At 60.2% G+C, this 26,764-nt stretch carries 19 protein-coding genes; 5 read left to right on the forward strand and 14 right to left on the reverse strand.

Annotated features, from left to right (window positions below; translation table 11 throughout):
• Positions 1–70: 70 nt before the first annotated feature.
• The 7 genes from FQP90_RS10485 to FQP90_RS10515 all read right to left on the reverse strand — a co-directional run bounded on the left by FQP90_RS10485 (position 71) and on the right by FQP90_RS10515 (position 7,729).
• The gene (locus FQP90_RS10485; protein WP_144649909.1) at positions 71–802 is read right to left on the reverse strand and encodes an ABC transporter ATP-binding protein; all 732 of its coding nucleotides are present in this window, start codon (positions 800–802) and stop codon (positions 71–73) included.
• Positions 803–1,660 carry an ABC transporter permease gene (locus FQP90_RS10490; RefSeq protein WP_144649911.1) on the reverse strand — a complete coding sequence of 286 codons (858 nt, stop codon included), beginning with the start codon at positions 1,658–1,660 and terminating at the stop codon, positions 803–805. It abuts the gene before it with no gap.
• A 2-nt stretch (positions 1,661–1,662) separates the two neighbouring features.
• Positions 1,663–3,669, reverse strand: a complete 2,007-nt coding sequence (locus tag FQP90_RS10495; protein ID WP_144649913.1) for a glycosyltransferase — start codon at positions 3,667–3,669, stop codon at positions 1,663–1,665.
• On the reverse strand, positions 3,666–4,850 hold the full coding sequence (gene glf, locus FQP90_RS10500; protein ID WP_144649915.1) for a UDP-galactopyranose mutase: 1,185 nt from the start codon (positions 4,848–4,850) through the stop codon (positions 3,666–3,668). The genes FQP90_RS10495 and glf overlap by 4 nt, the downstream gene beginning before the upstream one ends.
• Positions 4,851–5,037: 187 nt before the next feature.
• On the reverse strand, positions 5,038–6,024 hold the full coding sequence (locus tag FQP90_RS10505) for a Gfo/Idh/MocA family protein (protein WP_144649917.1): 987 nt from the start codon (positions 6,022–6,024) through the stop codon (positions 5,038–5,040).
• Entirely contained in the window at positions 6,024–7,115 is a 1,092-nt protein-coding gene (locus FQP90_RS10510; RefSeq protein WP_144649918.1) for a DegT/DnrJ/EryC1/StrS family aminotransferase, read from the reverse strand. Before FQP90_RS10510 ends, FQP90_RS10505 begins: the two co-directional genes overlap by 1 nt.
• Positions 7,112–7,729: an acyltransferase gene (locus FQP90_RS10515; protein WP_144650053.1), complete on the reverse strand. Its 618-nt coding sequence runs from the start codon at positions 7,727–7,729 to the stop codon at positions 7,112–7,114. Before FQP90_RS10515 ends, FQP90_RS10510 begins: the two co-directional genes overlap by 4 nt.
• Before the next feature lie 330 nt (positions 7,730–8,059).
• On the opposite strand from FQP90_RS10515, the gene FQP90_RS10520 reads away from it, so the two are divergent.
• On the forward strand, positions 8,060–11,983 hold the full coding sequence (locus FQP90_RS10520; protein ID WP_244296658.1) for an FtsK/SpoIIIE domain-containing protein: 3,924 nt from the start codon (positions 8,060–8,062) through the stop codon (positions 11,981–11,983).
• A 5-nt stretch (positions 11,984–11,988) separates the two neighbouring features.
• On the opposite strand, the gene FQP90_RS10525 is transcribed toward FQP90_RS10520, so the two are convergent.
• On the reverse strand, positions 11,989–12,423 hold the full coding sequence (locus FQP90_RS10525; protein ID WP_439898644.1) for a hypothetical protein: 435 nt from the start codon (positions 12,421–12,423) through the stop codon (positions 11,989–11,991).
• A gap of 304 nt (positions 12,424–12,727) precedes the next feature.
• Between FQP90_RS10525 and FQP90_RS10530 the strand changes: the two genes are divergently transcribed.
• Positions 12,728–12,976: a WhiB family transcriptional regulator gene (locus FQP90_RS10530; RefSeq protein ID WP_003804966.1), complete on the forward strand. Its 249-nt coding sequence runs from the start codon at positions 12,728–12,730 to the stop codon at positions 12,974–12,976.
• Between the two features lie 103 nt (positions 12,977–13,079).
• Here the strand turns inward: FQP90_RS10530 and FQP90_RS10535 are convergent, their stop codons facing one another.
• From FQP90_RS10535 to FQP90_RS10550, 4 genes are read right to left on the reverse strand one after another with little or no spacing between them, the layout of a single operon-like run.
• Complete coding sequence (locus FQP90_RS10535) at positions 13,080–14,549, reverse strand: sensor histidine kinase (protein ID WP_011775340.1); 1,470 nt, start codon at positions 14,547–14,549, stop codon at positions 13,080–13,082.
• Positions 14,550–14,581: 32 nt separating this feature from the next.
• On the reverse strand, positions 14,582–19,438 hold the full coding sequence (locus tag FQP90_RS10540; protein WP_144649925.1) for an NAD-glutamate dehydrogenase: 4,857 nt from the start codon (positions 19,436–19,438) through the stop codon (positions 14,582–14,584).
• A 58-nt stretch (positions 19,439–19,496) separates the two neighbouring features.
• Positions 19,497–20,807: an AAA family ATPase gene (locus FQP90_RS10545; RefSeq protein ID WP_144649927.1), complete on the reverse strand. Its 1,311-nt coding sequence runs from the start codon at positions 20,805–20,807 to the stop codon at positions 19,497–19,499.
• Positions 20,804–21,448, reverse strand: coding sequence for an SAF domain-containing protein (locus FQP90_RS10550; RefSeq protein WP_144649929.1), 645 nt, complete (start codon positions 21,446–21,448; stop codon positions 20,804–20,806). The genes FQP90_RS10545 and FQP90_RS10550 overlap by 4 nt, the downstream gene beginning before the upstream one ends.
• Positions 21,449–21,603: 155 nt before the next feature.
• Here FQP90_RS10550 and FQP90_RS10555 point away from each other — a divergent pair, with 155 nt between their 5' ends.
• The gene (locus tag FQP90_RS10555; RefSeq protein WP_144649931.1) at positions 21,604–21,825 is read left to right on the forward strand and encodes a helix-turn-helix domain-containing protein; all 222 of its coding nucleotides are present in this window, start codon (positions 21,604–21,606) and stop codon (positions 21,823–21,825) included.
• Here FQP90_RS10555 and FQP90_RS10560 read toward each other — a convergent pair.
• A complete protein-coding gene (locus FQP90_RS10560) occupies positions 21,822–22,409 on the reverse strand; it encodes a hypothetical protein (RefSeq protein ID WP_144649932.1) in 588 nt (195 codons plus the stop codon). The genes FQP90_RS10555 and FQP90_RS10560 overlap by 4 nt on opposite strands.
• Positions 22,410–22,555: 146 nt before the next feature.
• On the opposite strand from FQP90_RS10560, the gene FQP90_RS10565 reads away from it, so the two are divergent.
• Both FQP90_RS10565 and FQP90_RS10570 read left to right on the forward strand, forming a co-directional pair.
• Complete coding sequence (locus tag FQP90_RS10565; RefSeq protein WP_144649934.1) at positions 22,556–23,320, forward strand: LysM peptidoglycan-binding domain-containing protein; 765 nt, start codon at positions 22,556–22,558, stop codon at positions 23,318–23,320.
• 157 nt (positions 23,321–23,477) lie between these two features.
• Entirely contained in the window at positions 23,478–23,900 is a 423-nt protein-coding gene (locus tag FQP90_RS10570; protein ID WP_244296660.1) for an Rv3235 family protein, read from the forward strand.
• A 115-nt stretch (positions 23,901–24,015) separates the two neighbouring features.
• On the opposite strand, the gene secA is transcribed toward FQP90_RS10570, so the two are convergent.
• Positions 24,016–26,757 carry a preprotein translocase subunit SecA gene (secA, locus tag FQP90_RS10575; RefSeq protein ID WP_144649938.1) on the reverse strand — a complete coding sequence of 914 codons (2,742 nt, stop codon included), beginning with the start codon at positions 26,755–26,757 and terminating at the stop codon, positions 24,016–24,018.
• Positions 26,758–26,764 lie beyond the last annotated feature (7 nt).

A 26,764-nucleotide genomic window follows, 5' to 3' on the forward strand; every position in this document is an offset into this window, starting at 1 on the left:
CTACGATCGCCTTTCTTAGATGCTTCCACTAGCCATCCGTTGACAGACGACTCTTGCAATTGAATGCCGGTTAGTTGCGTTCCCTCAGCCAAGCCACAGCTTGGTCGGCGGGTCCCTCGAACTGCACGGTGCCGGAAGACAGTACGACTCCCCTGTCGCAGATTCGCGAAATCATGTCGAGATCGTGGCTGACCACCACCAGGGTTCGCCCTTCGTCAGAGAGCTGCTTGATCTTGGCCAGGCACTTCCTCTGGAAGGGTTCGTCACCCACGGCCAGGATCTCGTCGACGAGGAAGATATCCGGCTGTGTGTGGACGGCTACTGCAAAGGCAAGCCGGAGGAACATTCCCGAAGAGTAGAACTTTACTTCGGTGTCAATGAACTGCTCAATCTCGGAGAAGGCGACGATGTCGTCAAACTTCTCGTGAATTTCCTGCTCCGTCATCCCCAGGATGGCGGCATTGAGGTAGACGTTCTCACGCCCCGACAGGTCTGGGTGGAAGCCCGCACCCACCTCGATCAGTCCGGCTACCCTGCCTTTGGTACGCACGGTTCCTTGATCGGGGAGGATGACACCGGAGATGAGCTTCAGCAGTGTGGACTTGCCCGAGCCATTGAAGCCCAACAGGGCTACGGTCTCGCCCGGTTGGATCTCAAAGCTGACGTCGTGCAGGGCATCGAACTTCTTGGTCAGGTCACCCTTCCGGCCCTTAACGAGCCAGACGAGCGTCTCCTTCAGGGAGTGGGAATGGCGGAGGTTGAAGGTCTTCTTCAGGCCCTTGACGATTACTGCAGCGCCCATCTAGACCTCCTGCGCAAAGTGGCCCTCGAGCCGTCGGAAGACGATCTGGCCAATAACTAGGAACAATGCCGCCATGCCCAGTCCGACGAACCCAGTCACCAGGAGATGAGGCGGCAGTTCGACGGATGCATCGACGGTGGGATACCAAAACGCCCAGTGGAACAGTTCCACGGCAACGGTAATGGGGTTCAGCTGATAGATGGTCAGGACCCAAGGTTCTGCCAGCCGGCGGATCATGGTCCAGGAGTACAGAACCGGCGAAGTCCACGTGACAATCATCATCAACATGTCCACGATGTTTTCGGCATCCCGGAAGAAGACATTGATGGCACCGGCCAACAAGCCGAGGCCCGTTGCTGTGACTGCCACAATGATGAACCCCAGCAGGGCACCAAAGAGCTGCATGACATCCGGATGCCAACCACTTAGCAGCGCCGCGGCGAGCAAGACGACCAACTGCGGCAGGAAGTGGACCGCCGCTACCCAGACTGACGCCACGGGGAAAAGCTCACGCGGGAGGTAGATCTTTTTGACCAGAGCTGCATTCGACACAATCGACCGCGTCGCATTCGAAAATGCTTCGGAGAAGAAGTTGATGACGATGACGCCGGAGAACATGTACAGCGCGTAGTTGGGTATCTGGTCCCCAACCCGCAGGACAATGCCGAGGGCGAAGAACAGCACCACGTACTGCACCAGCGGCTTGACGTACGACCACGCCAAACCCAGCACCGAACCGCGGTAGCGGACACGGAGTTCCTTGCGGACAATCAGCTTGAGGAGGTACCGGCGCCGGTAGACATCCAGCAGTCCGGCACCCACCCCGGGAACAGCATAAGTATCAGTGGAGTTTGACATCGCTACTTGTTGGGCTCCGAAGCTTCAAAGGTTTTCCGCCACGATTCCATCGAGGTGATCTCCGGAAGCGCCTCACGGTACTGGGCCCGGAGGGTCTCCCAATTCGAGAAGAGCTGGGCATGCAGCCTGGCCGATTCGACCACCAACTGACGGGCCAACTTCGGATCGCGGAGATGCCATGAAGCCCCCGTGCCGTCGGCGTTGGAGACTACGGCGCTGTCCAAGTGAGCCAGGCTCCACCATTTGCCGTCCTGGTGGGCGACCTGAGCTTCAGGGTTTTCCTTGGCGGAATCGCGGACCGGAGCCAGCGTTTGCTTCAGGACGGTTTTCACAGCCCACGGAAGCAGGCCCAGTGCGCCGGGCTGCTTGTAGGACTGTGGCTTCTTCGGCGGGCGCTTGCGGAAGACCTCCGGGAAGGCACCGGGATCAGTCTTGACCTGCGAATCCTGGAATTCCTCACGCATCGCGCGGAGCTTCGGCATGGTGGTGGGCAGTTGCTGGTGAAGATTGCCCGGTCCGGCCAGGACATCACGCAGTGCCATGATGCGGGCCTGTTCAGGATAGTACTGCATCGAAACCAGGTGCTTGACGTCTGTGTTCAGGCTTTCGCGCAGAATACGTCCGCCCTTGGGGAACGGCGAGTGCAGGAGTGTCGCGATAAGCCTGTTGCGCTCGTGGTAGTAGGCCTGCCAGTCGACAGAATCGTCCTTGTCAGCCCAGGACACGTGCCAAACCGCTGCGCCGGGAAGGGTGACGGTGGGGAATCCAGCGGCACGGCCGCGGAGGGAGTACTCTGCGTCGTCCCACTTAATGAAGACAGGGAGGGACAGGCCAATTGTTTCCACCACGGTCTTTGGGATGAGGCACATCCACCACCCGTTGTAGTCCGCGTCCCAACGCCTGTGCAGCTGCGGCGTCGAGCGCAAACCAGCAGCAGAGAAATCGTGGTTGCCGAGCCCTTCAACCGGGCCCCAGAGGAAGCGGTAGAAGTTGACGACCTCCGAATAGGCATGAAGAACTGACTTGTTGTACATGTCGAACATGTGTCCACCGACAATGGTGGGCTTTCGGCAGAGGTCAGCAAACGCTACTGCGCGCATGACGCCTTCAGTTTCAAGCTCGATGTCATCGTCCAGCAGCATGACGTAGTCGCTCTTGTCGGAGACGACCATTTCGTACATATTGCGGGCGAAGCCGCCCGAGCCGCCAAGGTTGCCTTGGTTGATGATTCGCAGCTGGTCACCCATTGACTCTGCGACGGCGTCGAATCCGGCCTCATCGGCAACTTTTTTGTTGCCTTGGTCCACGATGATCAGTTCGGCGAGGATCTCGCGCAGCCCTGCATCAGCATCAATTGACTTGATGGTTTCGAGGCAGTAGTCCGCACGGTTGAAGGTGGTAACACCCAGAGTGACCTTTCCCTGCGGGCGGCCTTCGTCGGGAACGGCCCAGTGGGCGCCCGTCAGCGTCATGCCGTCGCCGCCGGCAATCAGATCGAACCAGTACCAACCACCGTCACCGAAGGGAGCAAGCGTCAACTCAAAGTCGTTGCTGGCCGTGCCTTCAACGAGGATCGAGTCCACGCGTTGGGAGGCGCCGCGTGCATTGGAGCGGTAGACAATGACCGTTCCCTCGCCCTCTGTTTCCAGATGCAGGACGGTCTTTGTAGCAACAGTCCATTTGCGCCAGTAGCTGGCAGGGAAGGCATTGAAGTAAGAGCCGAAGGAAAGACGTTCGCCGCGGCGCACCTGCACGGAGCCTCGGTCCAGGATGTCTTCCGGGTGCAGCTTGCGGGCCATGCCGACAGCCTGCACGACGGCGGTGCTGCCGCCATCTTCCTTCTTCACCTTGTTGGTGTCGGGGTCAACGTAGAGCGGGAGCGTGTCGAGGTCGCGGTTCGCTGGGAAAATGACGCGCTGAACGATGCGCAGGTTTTCGCCTGTCGAAGCAGGAGCGTCCGTCGTGGCAGTCATGGCAATCTCCTGGCTTTCGTTTGTAGTAGCCGTCATGCGTCCACTCCCCCACTTTCAAGCTTGGCGCCGCCGGTGAAGTGCGGCTTGATCTTGTTGTCAAACATGGACAGGGCGGAACCGATGGCCATGTGCATGTCGAGGTACTTGTACGTTCCGAGCCGGCCGCCGAAGAGGACCGACTTCTCGCCACGAGCGAGGTCGCGGTAGGCCAGCAACTTCTGGCGGTCGTCTGAAGTGTTGACGGGGTAGTACGGTTCGTCGCCCTTTTCCGCAAAACGCGAGAACTCCCGCATAATGACGGTCGCGTCCTTGGTGTAGTCGCGTTCGGGGTGGAAGTGGCGGAACTCGTGGATACGCGTGTAGGCGGCGTCGGCGTCGGGGTAGTTCATGACAGCGCACCCCTGGTAGTCCTCGATGGGAAGGACTTCTTCTTCGAGGTCGATGGTGCGCCACGAAAGGTCACCTTCGGCATAGTCAAAGTAGCGGTCTACAGGGCCGGTGTAGATGACCGGCACCTGGCCGAGGACCGAGGACCTGCCGTACTCGCCGTCGTCGAAGAAGTCGGCATTCAGGATGACCTCGATGTTCGGGTGGTCCGCCATGCGTTCGATCCATGCTGTGTAACCGTCAACCGGCAGACCCTCGTAGGTGTCATTGAAATACCGGTTGTCATAGTTATAACGAACCGGTAGGCGCGAGATAATCTCGGCTGGCAAGTCCTTTGGATCCGTCTGCCACTGCTTGCCTGTGTAGTGCTTGATGAACGCTTCGTAGAGCGGGCGTCCGATGAGCTGAATGCCCTTGTCATTGAGGTTCTGCGGATCGGTGCCGGCCAGTTCACCGGCTTGTTCGGCGATAAGAGCCTTTGCTTCGGTTGGGCTCATTGCCGAACGGAAGAATTGGTTGATGGTGCCCAGGTTGATGGGCATCGGGTACACCTCGCCTTTATGGCTGGTGTAGACCTTGTGCTGGTAGCTGGTGAACTTGGTGAAGCGGTTCACGTACTCCCAAACGCGCTCATTCGAGGTGTGGAAGAGGTGAGCGCCGTAGCGGTGCACCTCGATTCCAGTCTTGGCCTCGTTTTCGCTGTAGGCGTTTCCTCCAATATGGTGGCGGCGATCAAGCACCGCGACCTTCAGCCCCAACTCGGTAGCGGCGCGTTCTGCAATGGTCAGGCCAAAGAAACCCGAGCCGACGACGACGAGATCAGCGTTCACAAACTCTCCTGTGTATTGGCGTGCGGGCACAGAAATGCCCACGTCTACTGGTCAAGGCTACCCGACGTGGCGCGCGTTCCCTGTATCGGGGGACGCCGCTGCCCGGCTAAGGGGCACCTCGACAAATGGCAGAGGGAGACTGGCCAGCGGCCAGCCTCCCCCTCATGCCCTACTCGCTAAGGCTGAGTCAGAGCGTGATGACTGAGCCGGATTCCGCGGATGCCAAAACGGCCTCCGCAACCCTCAGAGTCTCGAGTCCCTCAGCCATCGTGACGATGTTGAGCGACTTCCCGAGGACCGCGTCGCGGAAGGCTTCGTGTTCCATTTTGAGGGGCTCGCGCTTCGCCAAAGCGAAGCGTGTGGAGGATCCCTCGGAAACGCCGCGGAACGCCGCGACAGAATCCCAATCTGTCTGGAACGTACCGTTCTCGACGAAGGTGAGGTCGGCGGAAATCGTGTCTGCAATGAACGCTCCGCGTTCACCGAGAACCACTGTGGTGCGTTCCTTCATGGGTGAGAGCCAATTGACAATGTGGTTCGTCACAACGCCGCTCTTGAGGTGGCCAATGGCGGTAACCATATCCTCATGCTCCCGGCCACTGCGGGAGGTGGTGTGGGCAACGACATTGACGAAGTTGCTCTGTGCCAGCCACGCCGTTAGATCAATGTCATGGGTCGCCAAATCCTTGACCACTCCCACATCGGCAATGCGAGCAGGGAATGGTCCTTGCCGCCTCGTGCTGATCTGATATACCTCGCCCAGGTCGCCGTTCTCCAGCCGCTCCCTCAGGCTCTGCAGCGACGGATTGAACCGTTCGATGTGCCCGACAGCGCCAATCAAGCCCTTGGACTCGAAAGCCTCGGCGATCCGTCGGCCCGACGCTGAATCGTTGGCGATCGGCTTCTCCACGAGGCAGTGAACACCCGCTTCAGCGAGCTGAAGCGCAACCTCCTCGTGCAGGATCGTCGGCACGGCGGCGACAGCCATGTCTATGCCCTGGGCGATCAGTTCCTCAACAGTATTGAAGACTGTCAGGCCATCGGCGACGTTGTGGGGGTCGCCAAAGGAGTCAGCGACAGCAATCAGGTCAACACCCTCAAGCTCACGGATAACGCGAGCGTGGTGGCGTCCCATCATGCCCAACCCGATGAGGCCGGCACGCAGATTTGCCACTAGCTTCCTGCCTTCGCGATGGCGTTGACCGCGGCAACAATCCGGTCAAGGTCATCCTGGCTCAGCGACGGGTGGACCGGAAGGGACAGCACGCTCGCTGCGGCCTCTTCGGTGACAGGAAGATCGTCCGAGGTCTGGAAGGGAGCCAGCCTGTGGTTGGGGATGGGGTAGTAAACGCCACAGCCGACGTTGTACTCCTCGCGAAGGGCCTTGGCGAATCCGTCACGGTCCTCAGCGATGCGAATCGTGTACTGGTGGTAGACGTGCTCGTAGCCCTCAGCGACCTTGGGAGTGATGACACCTTCAATGTTTGCATCGAAGAACGCCGCATTCTCCTGGCGCGTCCTGGTCCAGCCTTCAACCTTGGTCAGCTGCACTCGTCCGATGGCCGCATGGATGTTGGTCATACGGCAGTTGAAGCCAACCAGTTCATTTTCGTACTGACGTTCCATGCCTTGGTTGCGCAGCAGCCGGAGGCGGCGTTCGACGTCCGCGACGCCCGTGCTGACCATGCCTCCTTCGCCGGAAGTCATATTCTTGGTGGGGTAAAGGCTGAACATGGCGAAGTCGCCGAAAGTGCCCACCTTGCGACCGTTGACGGCAGCGCCGTGCGCTTGGGCTGCGTCCTCGAAGACCTTGACGCCGTGCTTGGCAGCAAGGGCACCGATGGCGTCAACGTTGAAGGGGTGTCCGTAAAGGTGAACGGGCATGATGGCCGCAGTGCGGTCTGTGATTTTTGACTCCACGGAAGCGGGGTCCAGCGTGTAATGGTCCAAGTCCACATCAGCGAAAACCGGAGTTGCGCCCGTGAGTGCCACTGAGTTGGCGGTCGCAGCGAACGTGAACGACGGAACGATGACTTCGTCGCCGGGACCGATCCCAGCAGCCAATAGACCGAGATGCAGACCGGAAGTTCCGGAGTTGACAGCAACAGCGGCCCGGCCATCAAGGAGGACCTGCGAGAATTCCTGCTCGAAACTCGCTACCTCCGAACCCTGGGCGAGCTGACCGGAGGCCAGCACGGCATCTACTGCCTTGCGCTCCTCCTCGCCGATGATGGGCTTGGCGGGGGGAATGAATTCGGGGCTCATGCCTCTACCTCTCGAAGGATTTCGTTCTGTTCAACATATACGGCGCCGGTTTCGGGGCATACCCAGTTGTCGCCACTGCGCTGAAGCGGGAAACCGGCCTTGCCAACCCAACCATGGCGCTTCGCCGGGACCCCGACCATCAGGGCAAAATCGGGGACGTCCTTGGCTACTACAGCTCCGGCGGCAACTGTGGCCCACCGCCCAATGGTCACGGGGGCTACGCACACTGCGCGGGCGCCGATAGAGGCACCTTCACGGATGGTGACGCCGACGGGCTCCCAGTCGTGCGCACTTTTCAAGCTTCCATCCGGGCTGACTGCCCGGGGGTAGGTGTCATTCGTCAGCACGACGGCCGGGCCGATAAAGACACCGGCTTCCAGTTCCGCGGGCTCGTAAACAAGTGCATAGTTCTGGACTTTGCAGTTGTCCCCCATCTTGACCCCGGTGCCGATATAGGCTCCGCGTCCCACGATGCAATTGACGCCTAATTCGGCCTGCTCGCGGACCTGGGCCAGATGCCAAATCTTTGATCCATCACCAATTACCGCCTTGTCTGAAACATCGGCGCTCTCTGCAACCACTATCACCGGTGAAGGTCCTTCCTCATTGAGCACACGCGACAACGAGATTCATCTTAGCTGAGACACCATGCCCCGGCGTCAAGTCGGGGTGTGGCCGAGTGCTTCGCAAGTTGTCCACATACACCACGCAAGGTGGAGCGGTTCAGCGGCCAAGCCCATAACGTCGGTGGTGCGGCTCGTGAAGGAGAGAGGGGAACATCCATGACCTTGGAGTGCACCTTGGTACGGGGTCCCGCCGCAACAGCAAGCGGAGCCCCGGAAGAATTGACCATCGCAGTATCAACCGGCACATCAGGCCTGCACCTTCAGTCACTCCTTGAAGAAGCACGCGGGACGGGACCTCTGTCTGTGGAAGGCCTGGATTTGTCAACACTTACGGTTGGCCTGCCACCGCTCGTGTCGGGCGCTGTCGTGGTCGATGGTGGTGCGCCGCCAAGCCACCCGGAGGCCGGCCCCGTTCGCCTGATGCTGCTGGCCCATTCAGGCCCGGGTGCCGGGTCAGTCTTCAGGATTCACCGCGGCCGATTCCGAATTGGCAGGGGTTCCACCGACATTCGGGTTGCCGATCCAGGTATGTCCAGGGAACACGCCGTATTGGAGGTTTCCAGCACTGCAGTTACGCTGAGCGACATCGAGGGCGCGAACCCTGTTTTCATAGATGACCGGCCCACGCACCAAAAACAGTTGGCTTCCGATTCACGGATTCGGTGTGGCAACTCCACTTTCACTGTCTTCACGGATGCCGGTCCGTTGCCGCAGATCTCAGCCGATGCCGGTCGCTCCGTGGAAGAACCACTTGAGGTACAGCACACAAGAAGCCCTGGTCATCGCTTAACGATGGCTTTGGCAGCGGGACTCCCGCTCGCTGCCGGCATAGGTCTTGCCGTGGTAACAGGCATGTGGGCGTACTTGGGGTTCACTGCCATATCGGCTTTCGGCCTGCTTGTCCCATTATTCGCTGGTCGGAAGAGCCGCCGGGATCTCAGCCTGGCCGTCGCGAAGTCGGTGCAAGTCGATATCGAGCGGCGACGCCGGTCATCGCCGTCTGCCGCGGACATAGTGATGGCCACCCACCGCCGAGCCGCTGTGGGCGCTGCAGCCGAAGAGACCTCACAGGGCAAAGTCCTTCCCACTCCAACTGCCGCTACTGCTGTGGGCGTGAGCCCTGGGGATCCCGGAGTGTGGCTCCGGCTTGGCACCACGCGGGCTTTGGCAAACGTTCGGCTGGCTCCAGACGATCCGCATTTCCGTCCGCCGCCTATTGGGTTTGCGGCGGTGAATCTGGATCCACGGCATCAGCTGGTGGTAATCCGCGGTCAAGCTGCTTATGTGGATGCATTGCTTCGTTTCATGGTGATGCAACTTGTAAGCTACCCGGCCTCAGCGGGGACGTCCATCATTATCCTCGGGCAGATCGAGAGACTGCCCTTGAGCGCCAGATTCCTTTCGCGTGTGACCCTCGCCAGCACTCCGACGGTGGCCCTGGCTGCCCTTTTGCAACGCAGCGGCAGTCCGCCTGGCAGGCTCGTCATAGTGAACGAGCCGGCGAGTGACGAAACTCAGCCCACGGCCTCGCTCCTGGCATCCGCACGCCTCGCCGGGTGGCAGGTAATACAGCATCTTCCTTCTTCCGAGCAGCCCGGGCATGTTATCGAGATTGGGGATGCGGGGACGACAGGCCACATGGAGATGGACGGCGAGCGCCGGCCCTTCATACCGGACCTCGTACCCTGTGAAGTTTTTGACGCGTTTTGCCGGAACATGGCGGCCACTGCCTGCCATGAAGGCTCCGAGCTCAGCCACGTCATTCCAGACAAATGCTCCCTGCCGGACTTGCTTCCAACAGGCCCGCGAAGGATCCTCCGCCGCTGGGGCGCTACCGCGGTAGCGAACGGTCCCTCGGCTGTGCTTGGCAAGGGACGCCACGGTTTGGTGGCTTTTGACTTCAAATATGATGGGCCGCACTTGCTGGTCGCTGGAACAACAGGCTCCGGAAAGTCCGAACTCCTTCGAACCTTGGTGGCTTCGATGACGTTGGTCGATTCTCCGGAGCGTATAACGTTCATGTTCTTTGATTTCAAGGGCGGGTCTGGGTTAGGGCCGCTTGCTGGGCTGCCGCACTGCGTTGGCCTACTGACGGATCTCGGCAAGCACGACTTGGACCGAACCCTTGCGTCACTCCGAGGGGAAATCAGGCGTCGCGAGGAGTTGTTTGCAGCGGCTCAAGTATCGGACATCTCTCAGTACCAGCACATGGCTTCGAGCAAAGATCCGAACGTCCCATATTTGGTACTGGTAATCGACGAGTTCCGGATGCTGGTTGACGAAGCTCCCAGTGCGCTTCGCGAGCTTATGCGGGTTGCCACCATTGGACGTTCACTCGGCATCCACCTGGTGATGGCGACGCAGCGGCCCCAAGGGGCATTAACTGCAGATATCCGGGCAAACGTAACGTCAAGCATTGCCCTCCGTGTTCAATCGGACGTGGAGTCCGTGGACATCATTGGCTCCAAAGCCGCGGCCTCCATACCGGTCGAGGCTCCGGGCAGGGCATTTCTAGCCAGGGCCTCGAGCGACGCCGAAGAATTTCAAACCGCCTCCATTGAAGGTGTCCCCATGGCCGGCGAGACGCATGGCAGGAGGCAACACCCCGTACAGACTGCCTTGCAGGTTCTGCAGCGACGCCCCGATGAGGCAGGGCGGGCCGGCCGTCACGACGCATCCTCGGATGGTAGTGCAAAGTGGGTTGTTTCGGCGGTCAATGGAGCCTGGCAGCGCCTCGGCAAGCCTCTCCCCAGGCGCCCTGTAGCTCCCCCGTTGGCCACTGAGATTCCTTGGAATGAGGATCTCCCGGCCCCGGAAGCCCAAGTGCGATCAAACACAGACTCACCATGGGTTGTCGGGCCGCTGGGGTTGGCCGACAAGCCAGCGCAACAGGTGGTGGAACCGCTGTTGTGGTCGCCTGCAAGACACGGACACCTGGCCATGATCGGCAGCGCCTCAAGTGGCATGCAGAATTGCTTCAGGGCCGTGTCTGCCATGCTGGCGACCCAAGGTCCCCAGCCGCACCTCTATATTCTGGACGCCACAGGATTACTCGGTGACTTCGTTGAACACGGACGAATCGGCGCCATCGCGGGACTGCACCAACTGCCCAGCGCCGCGCGTGTCTTGCAACGACTCGCCGCGGAATTGGCGCGCCGCCACACTGTGGGTGAGGTCGAAGGAGAACACTCACCGCTGGTCCTGGTGGTAGCCGGGTGGTGCTCATGGGCAACCGCGCTCAGGGCGGGGCCTTTCGGATGGGCGGAGGGGAGCCTCCTGGACATCGTCCGCGACGGTCGGTCTGTCGGCATCACCGTGCTGATTTCGGGCGAGCGGGAACTCGTCGGCTCACGATTCTTTGCCGCTGTTCAGAATCGAGCCTATTTTCCATACGGGTCCACCGACGAGTCTCGGTTTCATTGGCCACGCCTTCCGGGGATGGAAGCCGTTCCCGGGCGCGCTGCCGTCACGGGAACCATAGTTGACGGGAGCACCGTTGTGGCGCAGTTCAGGGAGGCTCCGGACTCTGAGGCCTGGCCCTTTGCCCGTCTCCTGCCGGCCGCTCCACCATTTCGAGTACGGCCACTTCCCGAGCTTCTTAGCGAACAGGTATTTCAGACCCACCTCACTGACGGCACGTCGGCCGGAAAGTCGCAGTGCCGCCTGTGGATCGGGCTTGGAGGCGACGAAGCTCTTCCAATGTCCCTACCGCTTCCGGCGCAGGGTGTGAGCCTTGTCCTCGGTAGCCGACGCTCCGGAAAAAGCACCGTGCTGGGATCTCTTCAGAGCTTGAATTCCTCGGTGCGATGGGTCTTCCCTCCAAACGCAGCTCTCCCAGGCCCCTTCTGGGCATCCGTTGCTCAGGAAGCTGCAGCGGGAGATCTGGACACTAACAGTGTCCTGTTAGTGGACGATGCCGATTGCTTGGACGTTCAAGGCCGTCAAGCCCTTGCCGCCTTGGCCGGAAAGGTCCGGGGAATCGTTCTTACCGCCACCGTAGGGCCATCACTAATGCAGAATCTGCCTTTGGTCAGGGAAGTGCAGTATTCCAGGGTGGGTTTGATCCTGGCGCCGCAAACGGCCCACGACGGAGATCTGCTCGGCGTAAGGCTGGAGCTTGACCGCGCAGGACGCCCCGGTCGCGGCTTCGTCGTGAATGGAGCGGAGGTGACGCCGTTTCAGGCAGTGCTCACGGCGGGTGTGTGGCCGCCGTCCCCCACGGCATCCGAGGAAGACGGCTGACAGGGCTAAAGTGCCCCGGAAGTACCGCCCGTGCGCGACGCAAAAGCCACGACGTCCTTTTGGAAGAGGAAGATGATCGCTGCCAAGGCCGGGACGATCATCGCCAACCCCTGCCACACGAGCCCGCCGGTCATAGTAGGGAATCCGATGGTGAGGACAAACAACTGTGCCACCAGTGCCGCCGCCCGCGTCCATCGGTATCCACGGAAGAGGAAATGGCCCACGGCGAACAACCATGCCGAAAAGGCAAGCAGCAGTCCCAGAGTAAAGACGGCGCCCCAGAAAGTCAGCACGGGAGCCCCCGTCAGGAGTTCGAATGCGTACCATGCTGCGGCACTGAGAAGCGCGAGGGCCTCAAGGAGAACAACAACCGAGATGACGGTGATTCCGTTCGGCCGGCGCATGCCATGTGAACCGTCGGACGCCGGGCTCCCTTGCACGTGGGAACCGTCCTTTCCGTCTGGTCCGGAGGCGGATTGGGCAGGGTTTACAGGAGGTCTTGACACACTGGCACACTACCGGACATAGTCATCTAGCAGTGAGGGCACTGGCGGCTGATGTGATGCATCGCTCACGGATTCCGGGCATTTCGACCACTAACACCCCTTGTTTACAAGGCGTTAACATGAAACGCTTGACTCAGACGACCAAGGGGGCCCATGCGGGCCCCTTTCCTTTGGAGCCTCTCGTGAATGTTTTCACAAAAGGCCCTTCTAGTTCTCACGAATGGAGTGACTGATCAGCATGGATTGGCGTAATCGCGCAGCCTGCCTCGACAAGGACCCGGAGCTCTTCTTCCCAGTCGGCAACACGGGACCAGCACTTCTGCAGATCGAGGAAGCAAAGAGCGTATGCCGCCGCTGCCCCGTCGTGGACACCTGCCTTCAGTGGGCACTGGAGTCCGGACAAGACGCCGGTGTGTGGGGCGGCATGAGTGAAGACGAGCGTCGTGCGCTCAAGCGCCGTGCCGCACGCGCACGCCGCGCTTCCTAGAACACGGATTAAGAAAGGCCGCGGACCATACGGTCCGCGGCCTTTCCTTTGTTAAACCCTGCTTCCGGAGGGTCCTGCCGACTCCATCAGGGAACCCGCAAACCTACGCACGGGCCAGGTTCAGCACGATTTCGACGGCGGTTCCGCCTCCCTCGCGGGGACTCCACTGAATGGATCCCCCAAGCTCACTGGTCACCAGCGTGCGGACGATCTGCAACCCCAAGCCCTCGGTGTACTGTCCGTCCGGCAGACCAACGCCGTCGTCTGCAATGGTTACTGTGAGGAACTCGTCGTTTCCGTCTCCATCGGCCCTGTCGGCCAACAACCACACCGTTCCAGTGCGCCCCTCCAGTCCGTGCTCAACAGCGTTGGTGACAAGTTCGTTGATCACCAAAGCCAGAGGCGTGGCGAAGTCACTCGGTAACTCACCGAACAGACCCGAACGCTCCGTACGTACCTGCTGGGACGGCGAGGCCACCTCCGCGGACAATCGGAATTGACGTCCTATGAGCTCATCAAAATCAACGCTTTGCGTGAGCCCTTGGGAGAGTGTTTCGTGCACGAGCGCGATAGTGGCCACGCGCCGCATTGCCTGCTCCAGTCCCTGCTTCGCTTCGTCACTGACCATTCTCCGGGATTGCATCCGCAGGAGGGCAGCCACTGTCTGGAGATTGTTCTTCACCCGGTGGTGTATTTCCCGAATTGTTGCATCCTTGGTCACAAGTTCCATCTCTCGACGCCTCAGTTCTGAGACATCACGGCACAGAACGAGAGCTCCAAAACGGTGCTGTTCGTCGCGCAACGGAATGGCGCGCAAGGAGAGGCTGACGCCTCGTGACTCAATCTCGCTGCGCCAGGGCATGCGACCGGTAACAACCAATGGCAGAGTCTCGTCCACCATTCTGCGGTCCTTCAGCAGCCCTGCTGTAACCTCCGCCAGAGAGCGGCCTTCCAAGGACTCAACTTCACCGAGCCTGCGGAAGGCAGACACACCGTTGGGGCTGGCATACTGCACGATGCCCTCTGCGTCGAGCCTGATGAGTCCGTCGCCAACGCGCGGCGCCCCCCGCCGGGAACCCGTCGGAGAAGCAAAATCAGGCCACAGTCCCAGGGTTCCCATGCGCAGGAGGTCATACGCACACTGGCGATACGTCAGTTCCAGCCTGGATGGCATGCGCGAGCTGGACAAGTCCATATGGGACGTCACAACGGCGAGCGTTCTGCCGTTACGCACCATGGGAACAGCCTCTACACGCAACGCCATCTCGCTGCTCCAGCTCGTTTCGCTGGAGCGTTCGATCGATCGGCTGTTCCATGCCTTATCCACAAGGGGGCGCAGATCAGACCGGATGCCCTCACCCACGAAGTCCGCGTGGAACACCGTGTGGGATGTCGACGGACGGACGTGGGCGAGGGCGATATATCCGAACTCCGGGTGCGGAAACCATAATGCGAGGTCCGCGAAAGCCAAGTCTGCGACCATTTGCCAGTCACCGACGAGGAGGTGCAGCCATTCGGCATCTCCAGGCCCGAAATCAGCGTGTTCCCTGATGGGGTCTGTAAAGATTGCCACTGCACCTCCATTTGCGACGCCGGGAGCAAACCCTAGCGTCGAACGATTGACCTCAAGAGCCTTAATGCTACCGACAGTGAAGCCATGTCGTCGGCTTCCAGGGCGTTGACCTCATCGAACATGGTCTTTGCCCGTCCGAGTTGCTCGGCATTTAGGCCTTCCCATGCCTTAAGGCGATCTTCGGCTACGGCGCCGGCCTCGGTCGACTCAAGCACCGAAGTAGTCATGTCTGCCACTGTCGAGTACAAGTCATCCCGAAGTGCCGCACGGGCCAACGCCTGCCAGCGGTCGTCCCGCGGTAGCGAGCTGATCCGTTCCAGCAGCGAATCTACGTGGAAGCGGTTGAACACTGTGTAATACACGTGTGCAACGTCCTCGACGCTGTCGCTCCCAGTCTGGGCAATCCGCGCGATGTCCAAGAGTGCGTAGCTCTCAAAGAGCTCCGCCCACCGGTGCGCCAGGTGTTCCGGCAGTTCCCATCCCCGCGCCTTATCCAGCCAGCCGGTGATGCGGACCTTGTCTTCACCACGCAGATATTCAAGAAGTCTGGCCCGGAGCGGTGCCATCATCGGCTTGAATGAATCCACGACCTCGGAAATAGGCTTCGACGCCATTCCCTGGCCCAAGACCCACCGCACCGCGCGATCGAGCAGGCGGCGGATATCGAGGTGGACTTCACTCCAGTGTTCAGTGGGGAATGAAGCCGGCAGGGCGTTCAACTCGGCGACCATCGGATCGAGATCGTAGATTTCGCGCAGTGCCACAAAGGCTTTCGCCACTGCAACCTCATTGGCCGATGTTTCTTCGATGGCTCGGAAGGCGAAGGTGATGCCACCCAGGTTGATGATGTCGTTGGCGACGACAGTTGCGATGATCTCCCGCCGCAGCGGATGAGTATCCAGTTCCGCGTCGAACTTCTCCCGCAATTGCTTTGGGAAGTAGTTGCGGATGGTGTCCGCGAACCAAGGATCGTCGGCGAGGTTGCTGTCGCGCAGCGCCGCACCCAACTCGATCTTCGCGTAAGCGGCCAGTACTGCAAGTTCGGGAGAAGTCAGGCCTTGGCCCTGCTCCAACCTCGACCGCAGGGTTTCTGTGGTCGGCAGGGCTTCAAGATCACGCTTGAGGTCGGCAGACTTCTCCAGCCAATCCATGAGGCGCTCGTAGCTCGGGCTCCAGTCCGCAACACGAGTCCGGTCGTTAAGGAGGAGGATGTTTTGGTCGATATTGTCCTGGAGGACAAGTCGTCCAACTTCGTCGGTCATGTCGGCCAGGAAGGAAGCCCGTTCGGTGGGTTCCAGCTTGCCTGCGGCTACCATGCGGTCAACGAAGATCTTGATGTTGACCTCGTGGTCGGAGCAGTCCACGCCGGCTGAGTTGTCGATCGCGTCAGTATTCAGGATGACCCCTTGCAAGGCGGCCTCGATACGTCCCCGCTGCGTCAATCCCAGGTTTCCGCCTTCGCCGACAACCTTGACCCGCAGGTCACGACCATCCACGCGAATGGCGTCGTTGGCCTTGTCGCCTACGACCGCATGGGTTTCGGTACTGGCCTTCACGTAGGTGCCGATGCCGCCGTTATAGAGGAGGTCTGCCGGTGCCAGCAGAATGGCGCGAAGAAGTTCAGGCGGGCTCAGTTGCGTAGTTCCATCAGGCAGGCCCAGCGCCTTGCGTACCTGGTCCGAGACCGGAATCGCCTTGGCCTGGCGAGCGTAGACTCCGCCGCCTTCGCTGATGAGTGTGCGGTCGTAGTCATCCCACGACGACCGGGGAAGCTCAAAAAGCCTCTGCCTCTCTGCGAACGATGATGCGGCATCAGGTGCAGGATCAAGGAAAATATGGCGGTGATCAAACGCCGCCAGGAGTCGGATATGGCGGGAAAGCAGCATGCCGTTGCCGAAGACATCGCCTGACATGTCGCCGACGCCCACCACCGTGAATTCTTCGGTTTGGGTGTCGAGGTCGAGCTCGCTGAAATGCCGTTTAACTGATTCCCATGCTCCCCGCGCAGTGATGCCCATTGCCTTGTGGTCATAACCAACCGACCCGCCAGAGGCAAATGCGTCGCCGAGCCAGAAGCCGTATTCAGCGGCCAACCCGTTCGCAGTATCGGAGAATGTGGCTGTGCCCTTGTCCGCTGCCACCACGAGGTAGGAGTCGTCGCCGTCGTGCCGAACAACGTCCGACGGCGGTACAAGCCTTTCGCCCTCCGCGGACGTCACGAGATTGTCGGTAATATCCAGCAGACCCCGAATGAAGGTCTTGTAACTCTCGATTCCTTCGGCCATCCAGGCCGCCCGGTCTACCGCGGGGTTGGGCAGTTTCTTTGCAAAGAATCCACCCTTGGCGCCGGTAGGAACGATGACAGCATTCTTGACTGTCTGCGCCTTGACCAGGCCCAGGATCTCCGTGCGGAAGTCCTCCCTGCGGTCCGACCAGCGAAGGCCACCGCGGGCGACTTTTCCGAAGCGGAGGTGCACGCCCTCCACCCTCGGAGAGTAGACCCAGATCTCGAACATCGGACGTGGGAATGGCAGCCCGTCAATTGACGTTGGATCCAGCTTGAAGCTGAGGTACTCCTTGTTCTGGAAGTAATTGGTGCGCAGCGTCGACTCGATGAGGTTCACGAAGGTTCGCAGCACCCGGTCCGCATCCAGAGTGGCCACTTGCTCGATGGATTCGGTGAGCGCTGCCTGTGCTGCAGCCTGGCGTCCAGGCCGTTCGTCCTCTCCCACGGAGGGGTCGAAGCGAGCAGAAAAGAGTTCAACGAGCCCACGTGCGACGTCCGGGTTACCCAGGAGCGTATCGGCGATGAATCCGAAGGAGTTGGTGTTCCCCATCTGTCGCATGTACTTGGCGTACGCGCGGAGAACCACTACCTGACGCCAGTGCATGCCTTCCCGGAGTACCAGGCGATCAAAGTTGTCCGATTCGACAGCCCCCGTGACGGCAGCGCCGAAGAAATCGCCCAAGAGGCCGCCGGTAGCGAGGGGATCCACACCTGCGGGGTACTTGAGCCCGAGGTCGTACAGGAAGAAGTCGCGGTGATCAGCGGTCTCGATTTCGAAGGGCCGCTCGTCCAACACTTCAAGACCAAGGTTGTGGAAATAGGGAAGAATCTGGCTCAGGCTTTTGGGCTCCATCAAGTAGAGCTTGACGCGGGCATCCTCCTCCAAGGCTTCGCCTGCACCTTCTGGTAGATACACATGGACACCAGGTTTAACCTGCTTGTGGGCTCCCCCGGCGCGTTCCGCCTGCGCTCCGTATTTCTCGAAGCGCTCGATGTCTTCCAGCGCGTCTTCCACTTCGTAGTCCACGCGGTAGCCAGCAGGGAACGCCTCTGCCCAAAGCGCAGACAGGACATCCGCGTCCTCGATCGGACGGTGCTCCCGGAGAACCTCGGCGATGCCCTCGCTCCAGGACCTCGACGCGCGCATCAGCCGGTGTTCAAGATCCTCAACGTTGACGTCCGCCAGTTCGGCAGCACGGGGCAGCCTGATCCTAAAGAACACCCGTGCCAGGGCCGACTCGGTAATTCGTGCCTCGTAGTCAATGCTTTCGGCCTGGAATGTCTCGCGGAGTTCCTGCTCTATCCGGAGGCGGACGCTGGTGGTGTAGCGGTCGCGAGGCAAGTACACCACCGCGGACATAAACCGGCCGTAGATATCCGGGCGAAGGAACAGCTTGGTTCGACGGCGTTCCTGCAGACGCTGGATACCGGTGGCTGTGGCAGCAAGATCCGGTATCTCGATCTGGAACAGCTCGTCTCGGGGATACGTCTCGAGGATGCCCAGGAGGTCCTTGCCCGAATGGGAGTCGATCGGGAATCCGGCGTTACGGAGTACAGCATCCACTTTGTCGCGAACGATCGGGATGCTGCGGACAGATCCGGTGTAGGCACTGGTAGCGAACAGCCCGATGAAACGTCGCTCACCATTCACATTGCCCTGTGCGTCAAAGCTCTTGACGCCGATGTAGTCGAGGTAAGCGGGTCGGTGGACGGTAGAGCGGGAATTTGCCTTGGTGATGACCAAGGCACGCTTCTCCCTTGCCCGCTTCCGCCCGGCATCTGTGAGGTGTTGCACCTGGCGCGTGGTGTCCCCGGCGCGGAGCAGCCCAAGGCCACTGTCTTCGCGAAGTTGCAATACGTCCTCGCCGTCTTCATCCACGAGGTCGTATTCCCGATACCCAAGGAACGTGAAGTTGCCGTTATCCAGCCACCGCAGGAGGTCTTGGGCCTGTCGGAGTTCGGCGACTTGCTCCGGGTGCGAAATTCCGCCCAGAGCTTCAGCAAGTTCCAGTGCCTTGCTGCGCATCTTCGGCCAATCTTCCACCGCGGCCCTGACGTCGCCGAGGACGCGCTGCAGTCCGCTGATCAGTTGCTCGCGGGCATCCTCGCTGACGCGGTCAATTTCAACAGCGATCCACGACTCCATATGAGAGGCGTTGTCGCCGTCACCGAGCAGGTGGGCGACGCTGGGCAGAGCCGCGGTATCGCCACTGGATATTCCAACGTTGGATGGAACCCTCGAGATGTTGCTCAGTTCCCCCGAAACCCGGTCACGTGCAACCACGAACAACGGGTGCATCACCAATCGGATCGCACAGTTCTGGCGAACGAGTTCCGCGTTGACAGAGTCCACAAGAAACGGCATGTCGTCAGTGACGATATAGACGACACTGCGGTCGGCTTCGGGGGTAATCTCCACGATGGCATTTCCAGGCCGCCGCGACTGGGCCACGCTCCTATGGTTCGTTGCCCGCGATATCAGAAGGTCAGGCGAGTACGCACGGGAATCCTCCTCCGCGAGATGCTCATAGTAGTCACCGAAGAACCCTTCACGGACAACTGCTGCATCGGACCGATCCTCCACGCTGGATCCTGACGACATCGACAAACGCCTCCATCACAATGTTAATTGCTGCGACTCTGCAGCCCACATGGCGAGCCTAGCGCTTAAGGAGACGCAAAGCTCTGGTAGTTCGCCTAGAAGAATTGGCATTTCGCTGGACAGGCGCACAGACCAAATTAGCGATGGCAGTTCGAAGCGCAGAATCTGGTGCGGCTTCCAGCAGGACCGCACCTGACAGTAATGCGGCATCGCAGGCCGACGAATCGGCCGGAAGGTACGCGTCTATACCCGTTCCCGGACCGTAGCGGTCCCAAGCATCCTGTAGCTGCTGACTGGGCGAATGGCCTACGGCCGACCGCTTCACCTTGTTCAGTACTACACGAGGCGACGCTTGGGGAACGGCAACCTCAAGTTCTACCAAGCCACGAACCAGCCTGGGCACACCAACGGCATCCGCCGCTCCCACAGCGAACACAACGTCCGCCATCTCCAAGCTGCGCAGTGTCGCCGCATTGCGGCGGGGAGCCATGGTGTCGAAACTCAACTCTTCGTCTGATTCGAGGCAGAAACCTGCGTCGACTACTACGACGTCGGCCACTTGCCGGGCCTTCTCCAAGACCTGAGAGAGCGCAGCCGCCCTGAGTTCGGTCCAGCGATCAGCTCGCGTTGTGCCGGTGAGTACCCGGAACGCTCCACCTTTGGTAAAGACGGGGGCAGCAACCGCCTTTAGCGCATCGGCGTCGAGCAGGCCTTGATCCGCGAGCCTGCACGCCTGGGCCAGCCCGGCGGACTCATCGAGTAGACCTAGGGAAGCCGCCACGCTGGCCCCATAGCTGTCAGCGTCCACAAGGATCACCGACTCACCTTCGGCTGCCAATTCCGCGGCGATATTTACAGCAAGCAGGGTCCTCCCCGGAGCACCAGTAGGTCCCCAGACGGCGATGATCCGGCCTGAACCGCCGGTTTCTTCCTCCACGACTTTGGCTGCAGGCAGCAGTTGCAATTCAGCTCCTGAATCCGCGAAACCCGCATCGCGACCGGACCCCAGCCGATTACGGTGGCCTTCCCGAGCAACTGCGTCGGAGATCTTGGCAGCAAGGTCCGCCGGATCGATTGCCGTAGCAGCGGCAACCACCCCGATTGCGTGCAAGCGCCGCTCTTCTGCGGGATCATCCGTCAAAGCTACGATGGAAACACCGACCGCCCCAAGCCGATCAACCAACGTGGTGGTGAGCTCTTCGCCTCCTTCGGCTACCACGGCCGCCATGGCGAGGCCGCTTTGGCAGGCAGCCATGAGCTCAGCAAGCTCTGAACACCTGCGGACCACGGTAACTGGGCCGTGCAGACGTTCCAGACCGCCCACTACAGCTTCCTGCGCCGGGCCAACGGTGATGACGGGAATACTCATCGAACCAAGCCCGCAGGGTTCCAAACGACGGAAACTTTTGCTTTGTTGGCTTGCGCTCCAAGCATCCTGGGCATCTGTTCATCAGTCACCAGCACCATCACCACAGTCGTTCTTGACGATCCCAGGGTCGAGGACCCCTCTGTCATCTGGGCAATTTCCGCGCCCGGGAGCAGCAGTTGCGGTTTATCAAACGAACTGTTCGAACCCGGCATGGCGACCCAGACATCCACCCGGGCACCGGGAACAGCCTGTGCGGGAAGTTCTTCTTCCAGGGAAATGGCAACGGGCTTTCGGTTCAGCGCATCCGCCATACCCAAGTTTTCGCGGGGTACCAGCTGGTTTTTTGCCACCCTCTGGAGCGCGACTTTGCCTTCATCGAGGCCACCTTCGACGGTGAGGTAGCCGGACTCGACGTCGTCCAGGCGGACGTTGACAGCGGAAAGGTCTGCCTTGGTGACGCGCTGGCCGACCGCGATATCCTCGCGGGCTGCGTAAACCTGAGTTGTCCTATCAGCAGTCCCAACTATTGCAATGACGCCGACAATGGACACCAAAACCAGCAGAATCCCGATCAGCAGCCGCGGGTCCTTCCATGAAGGTTTCTTCAATCTAGCGGCGGCTACGGTTGCACTCGGACCCAATTTTCCTGCTCCCCCGGTAAGAGATACGGCATGGCCAACGGACCTGCCTCCTCATTCTTACTGGCGCTTCGGGCAGGGCAAAAGCAAGCAACTCCAAATGGGCTGAAACTGTGGATAAGTACCCCAATAAGCGGCAACGATGGCAAAATGGACCCATGCCCCGATTCCTGACACTGGCGGATGTCGCCGAACAGCTCCAAATCAATTCGCCCCAGGCTTATGCCTTGGTTCGAAGCGGTGAGTTGAAAGCCATCCAGGTGGGCGGACGAGGGCAATGGCGCATCGAGGAGACGATGCTTGAGCAGTACATTCAGGACCGCTATGCCGAAGCCAGTCGGATGATCGAAGAGTCCAAGGCAAAGGCGAACCAGCCTTAGTACCCGCCACCCTGTAGCCCCAGGCCGCCGTCTGAGCAGATGGCAGCAACCGAGCCGAACGGCACGGTCACGACTTCGGCCACGTTGCCGACCCGCCGAGCCTCGCCATTCAGCACCGCGGCCAAGTCAAAGTAATCCCGCCCCACCCTGTCGATGACGCCCCGAAGCTTATGGCCATCTCCTGTCCGGACCGTCAAGTGAATGACCAGTTCAGCACGGTCCCTGGACAGCGCCCGCAAGGCGCTGGCGATACCGAGGGACTGCCGGGTCCGGGTCAGGGGCTTCAGTGACAGCCTCCCCAAGCCTTGGTATGAGATTACCGAAGCCAAGGGAATCAGCCATTGCCGGGCGCCCTCAGTCAGTACCAGCCATTCGCTTCCGACGTGGCCCAGTTCCCCGCGAAGCACGATGCCGTCCACCAGGAGCACTTTGATCGCCGCCCCGACGGCACCCCTGAGACGATCGCCGACCTCGATGCCCGCAAGTTCAACCTTGGCCCGCTCGGCTATTTCGGATTCTGACGCTAAAGCACGTTCAGCAGAAAATTGTGCTTCCAAGTCATCAAAGAGAGAGTTCCATCTCATGTGCTCAGACTAGGCTTCAGAATGGACGCGAAGCAATCAGGCGTGGCAGACATACAGGAATTGGACAAGAGGAGCCATTTATGCTCAAAATGAGACAGATGTATCAAACGGCATCAAACCGCATCAAACAATAGCTGGGGGCTTGAATGGGACGTAACCTGCGTAGCGACGCTGCCCTGGCCGTATCAGTTCTCGGACTCGGAGTTCTCTTGGTGTTTGCAGGCAACGTCCTGCTTGGCCAATGGCTTTCGGCAGAGCGTCACAGGCAAGGCCTCTCCTTTGACCACTTAATCGGCTTCGTGGCCAGCGCTGCGGGAACCACGATGGTTACGTGGTGGGCAATCTCCCTGGCAATTGCTTTCATCGCCTCGGTACTGCGTCGTGTCGGACATAGCCGGACGGCCGATATCCTCTCAAAGTTCAGCCCCGCGTTCATGATGCGGCTTGTCGTGGCAGCAATGAGCCTGAACCTTCTAGGCGCCGGCATGGCACAAGCGGCCACCTCGCCGGACCCGGGATGGCAGCCTCCCCCGGCACATTCTTTGGACCATGTCCACGCGGCGTGGAAGCGAACTTCCCTCAATACAACCGAAGCCGCTGAAGCCTCCGTTGACGGGGATGCCGAGATTCGGGAGCGTGATCCGCGCTGGAAACCCAGCTCCCCCGTGGTTGATCCCGGGCTGCTCAGCCGTCCTTCATCCCGTCAAGCGACTCCGAACGAAACCAGCGTCATCGTCAAAGCCGGCGACTCCCTTTGGTCTATCGCCTCTGCGCGGCTGGGCCCCTTCGCTACTGATGTGGATGTCGCAGTGACCTGGCCCAAGTGGTACGAGGCCAATCGCGACACCATCGGCAGTGACCCATCAGTCCTGCTTCCGGGGCAGGTCCTACGGCCGCCTTTACCCGCCTAACAGTTCAGGGCCGCTTGGTCCTCAAATTCGTTGAACGCCACCCGCTCAGGGGCGGCGTTTACGCCTCAAAGTCAATCCCAGCGTCATCCCAGCATTAGCAGCCCGAGCAAAGCGCCCCCACGCTTCAGCTCAAGTAGTGAATGCCAGAGGTATGACCATGATCCTTGCCACCGCAAGCCGACCAGCAAAGCGCCAAGCGGTAAAACGCACCATCGCCGTCTATGGTTCAAATGGGTCGGACGTCGACGTTCGGCTCGTAGCCAGAAGTATCGCGCAGGCTGCCTTGGAGGTTCTTGCCGGCACCCGCCCGGTGCAGCAGCTTTCGCGATCACTTGAACCTGATTGTTACGTGTCGCTCCAACATCGGGCGGCCCTAACCCGGAAACACGCAGCCAAGGCCCGGGGGAATGCGCAGCCGCATCGCAGCCCTATGGTTCGTTCGGTTCGGGCCTGTTCAATATCGGACACCATTTGCGAGGCCAGCATCGTCGTCGCGGAGGAACAACGGTGCCGCGCCGTGGCAATGCGGCTGGAACGTTTTGACGGAGTTTGGCGAGTGACCGCGCTGGAAATCGGTTAGGCGACGTTAGCAGCGTGGCTGCGGCTGGAATAGGGAATGGCTCGAAGAGCAAGCGAACCCCGGACGGTGACGTCCGGGGTTCGCCCTTCTTCAATGTTCGTGCTGCGGTAACGGATCAGCGCCGTTTTTTCTTTGCCTGCTTGCGCTGGTCCTGGTTTGCAGCCTTGGCGGGGTTCCCGGACCGGCCGGAAGCGCGACCCTCGATGCGCGTCTGGGTGGCCCCGTCTTCTCCAGGTGCCGTGTACTGCAACTGTGCCGGCCTCTCCGGCGCTTGCAGGCCGGCGGCCCGGATCTGGGGATCATGGTGTTCTGTGTGCGCGCCCGCGGCAGAATCGTCGGCCACCACCACGTCTTCAGCAGGCGTCACCTCAACTTCAAGGTTGTACAGGAAACCGATGCTCTCCTCACGGATAGCTTCCATCATGCTTTGGAACATCACGAAGCCCTCGCGCTGATATTCCACCAGCGGATCTCGTTGCGCCATGGCACGGAGACCAATTCCCTCTTTGAGGTAGTCCATCTCGTAGAGGTGTTCCTGCCACTTGCGCCCGAGGACAGACAGAACAACACGGCGCTCGAGTTCTCGCATGCTTTCAGAACCAATGGCTTCTTCGCGGGCCTGGTACACAAGCCGCGCATCGGAGAGAATCTCATCCTTCAGGAATTCTGCCGTGACCTTGGACTTGCCACCCGCTTCCTCGATGATGTCCTCGGCCGTGACCGTAGCCGGGTACAACGTCTTCAGGTTGGCCCACAACTGGTTGAAGTCCCAGTCGTCACCCGTTCCCTCAGCTGTTGCTGCCTCAATCAGGGCGTTGATGGTGTCTTCCAGGAAATACTGGACTTTCTCGTGGAGGTCATCGCCCTCAAGAATCCGGCGACGGTCTCCGTAAATGGCTTCACGCTGACGGTTCAGGACGTCATCGTACTTCAGGACGTTCTTGCGCTGTTCGGCGTTGCGACCCTCCACCTGGCCTTGCGCCGATGCAATGGCGCGTGAGACAAGCTTTGACTCAAGTGCAACGTCATCCGGCACGGAACTGTTCATCAGGCGCTCCGCTGCCCCGGAATTGAACAACCTCATGAGGTCGTCGGTCAGTGAAAGATAGAAGCGGGATTCGCCCGGGTCGCCTTGACGCCCCGACCGACCGCGCAACTGATTGTCGATGCGGCGCGATTCATGGCGCTCGGTACCGAGCACGTAGAGGCCGCCGAGGTTCAGGACCTCTTCGTGTTCATCCTTGACCGCTTGCTTTGCCGCGGCCAGTGCCTCGGGCCAAGCGGCTTCGTATTCTTCAGAGTTCTCCTCGGGATCCAGCCCGCGCTTGGCCAGTTCGGCGATCGCCGTGAATTCGGCGTTGCCGCCCAGCATGATGTCCGTACCGCGGCCGGCCATGTTGGTTGCGACAGTCACCGCACCCTTCCGCCCTGCCTGTGCCACGATGGATGCTTCGCGTGCGTGGTTCTTCGCGTTCAGGACCTCGTGACGGATGCCTTCCTTGGCCAAAAGCTTGGACAAGTACTCACTCTTTTCAACGCTCGTGGTACCGACCAGAACTGGCTGACCATTTTCATGGCGCTCAGCGATGTCCGTGACAACGGCGTCGAACTTCACTACCTCGTTCTTATAGACGAGGTCAGACTGGTCGATGCGCTGCATGTCACGGTTGGTCGGAATAGGAACCACACCGAGCTTATAAGTGCTCATGAACTCTGCGGCTTCGGTCTCAGCGGTACCGGTCATGCCGGCAAGCTTCGAGTACATGCGGAAGTAGTTCTGCAAAGTCACGGTGGCGAGAGTCTGGTTCTCAGCCTTGATCTCGACATTTTCCTTGGCCTCAATGGCTTGGTGCATGCCTTCGTTGTAGCGGCGTCCGGCCAGGATACGACCAGTGTGCTCGTCTACGATAAGGACTTCGCCGTCCAGGATGACGTAGTCCTTGTCCCGCTTGAACAGTTCCTTTGCCTTGATTGCGTTGTTGAGGAATCCAATCAGCGGAGTGTTGGCAGATTCGTAAAGGTTTTGAATACCCAGGTAGTCCTCCACCTTTTCAATGCCGGCTTCAAGCACTCCCACGGTTCGCTTTTTCTCGTCAACCTCATAGTCGACCTCAGGCTGCAGGCGAAGGACGACCTTGGCGAACTCGCTGTACCAGCGGTTCGTGTCGCCTTGGGCCGGGCCGGAAATGATCAGCGGGGTTCGCGCTTCATCGATCAGGATGGAGTCGACCTCATCCACGATAGCGAAATTGTGGCCGCGCTGAACGAGTTCGCCCGCATCCCATGCCATGTTGTCCCGCAGGTAATCGAAGCCGAATTCGTTGTTGGTTCCGTAGGTGATGTCGGCTGCGTACTGCTGCCTGCGCACTGTGGGGTCCTGGTTGGACAGGATGCAGCCACTGGTGAGGCCGAGGAAACGGTAGACGCGGCCCATGAGCTCTGACTGATACTCGGCAAGGTAGTCGTTAACCGTGACGACGTGAACACCCTTGCCCGTGAGGGCGTTGAGATAGGCCGGCGCTGTGGCGACGAGGGTCTTGCCTTCACCCGTTTTCATTTCCGCGATGTTGCCGAGGTGGAGTGCGGCTCCGCCCATGAGCTGGACATCAAAGTGACGCATGCCCAAAGTACGTGAGGACGCCTCCCGCACGGCAGCGAAAGCCTCAGGAAGAAGGGCGTCCAGGGTTTCGCCGTCCTGGTGGCGGGACCGAAGCCGGTCCGTTTCCTCGCGGAGTTCGGCATCCGAGAACGACTTGAAGGAGTCTTCCAGGGCATTGATGGAATCGGCATAGTTCCGCAGTTGCTTGAGTGTCTTTTTGTCACCCGTGCGGAGAAGTTTTTCGATTAGTGATGCCACGTGAAAT

It is taken from the genome of Paenarthrobacter nitroguajacolicus, from assembly GCF_007786235.1.
In the GTDB taxonomy this organism is placed as follows: Bacteria; Actinomycetota; Actinomycetes; order Actinomycetales; family Micrococcaceae; genus Arthrobacter; species Arthrobacter nitroguajacolicus_A.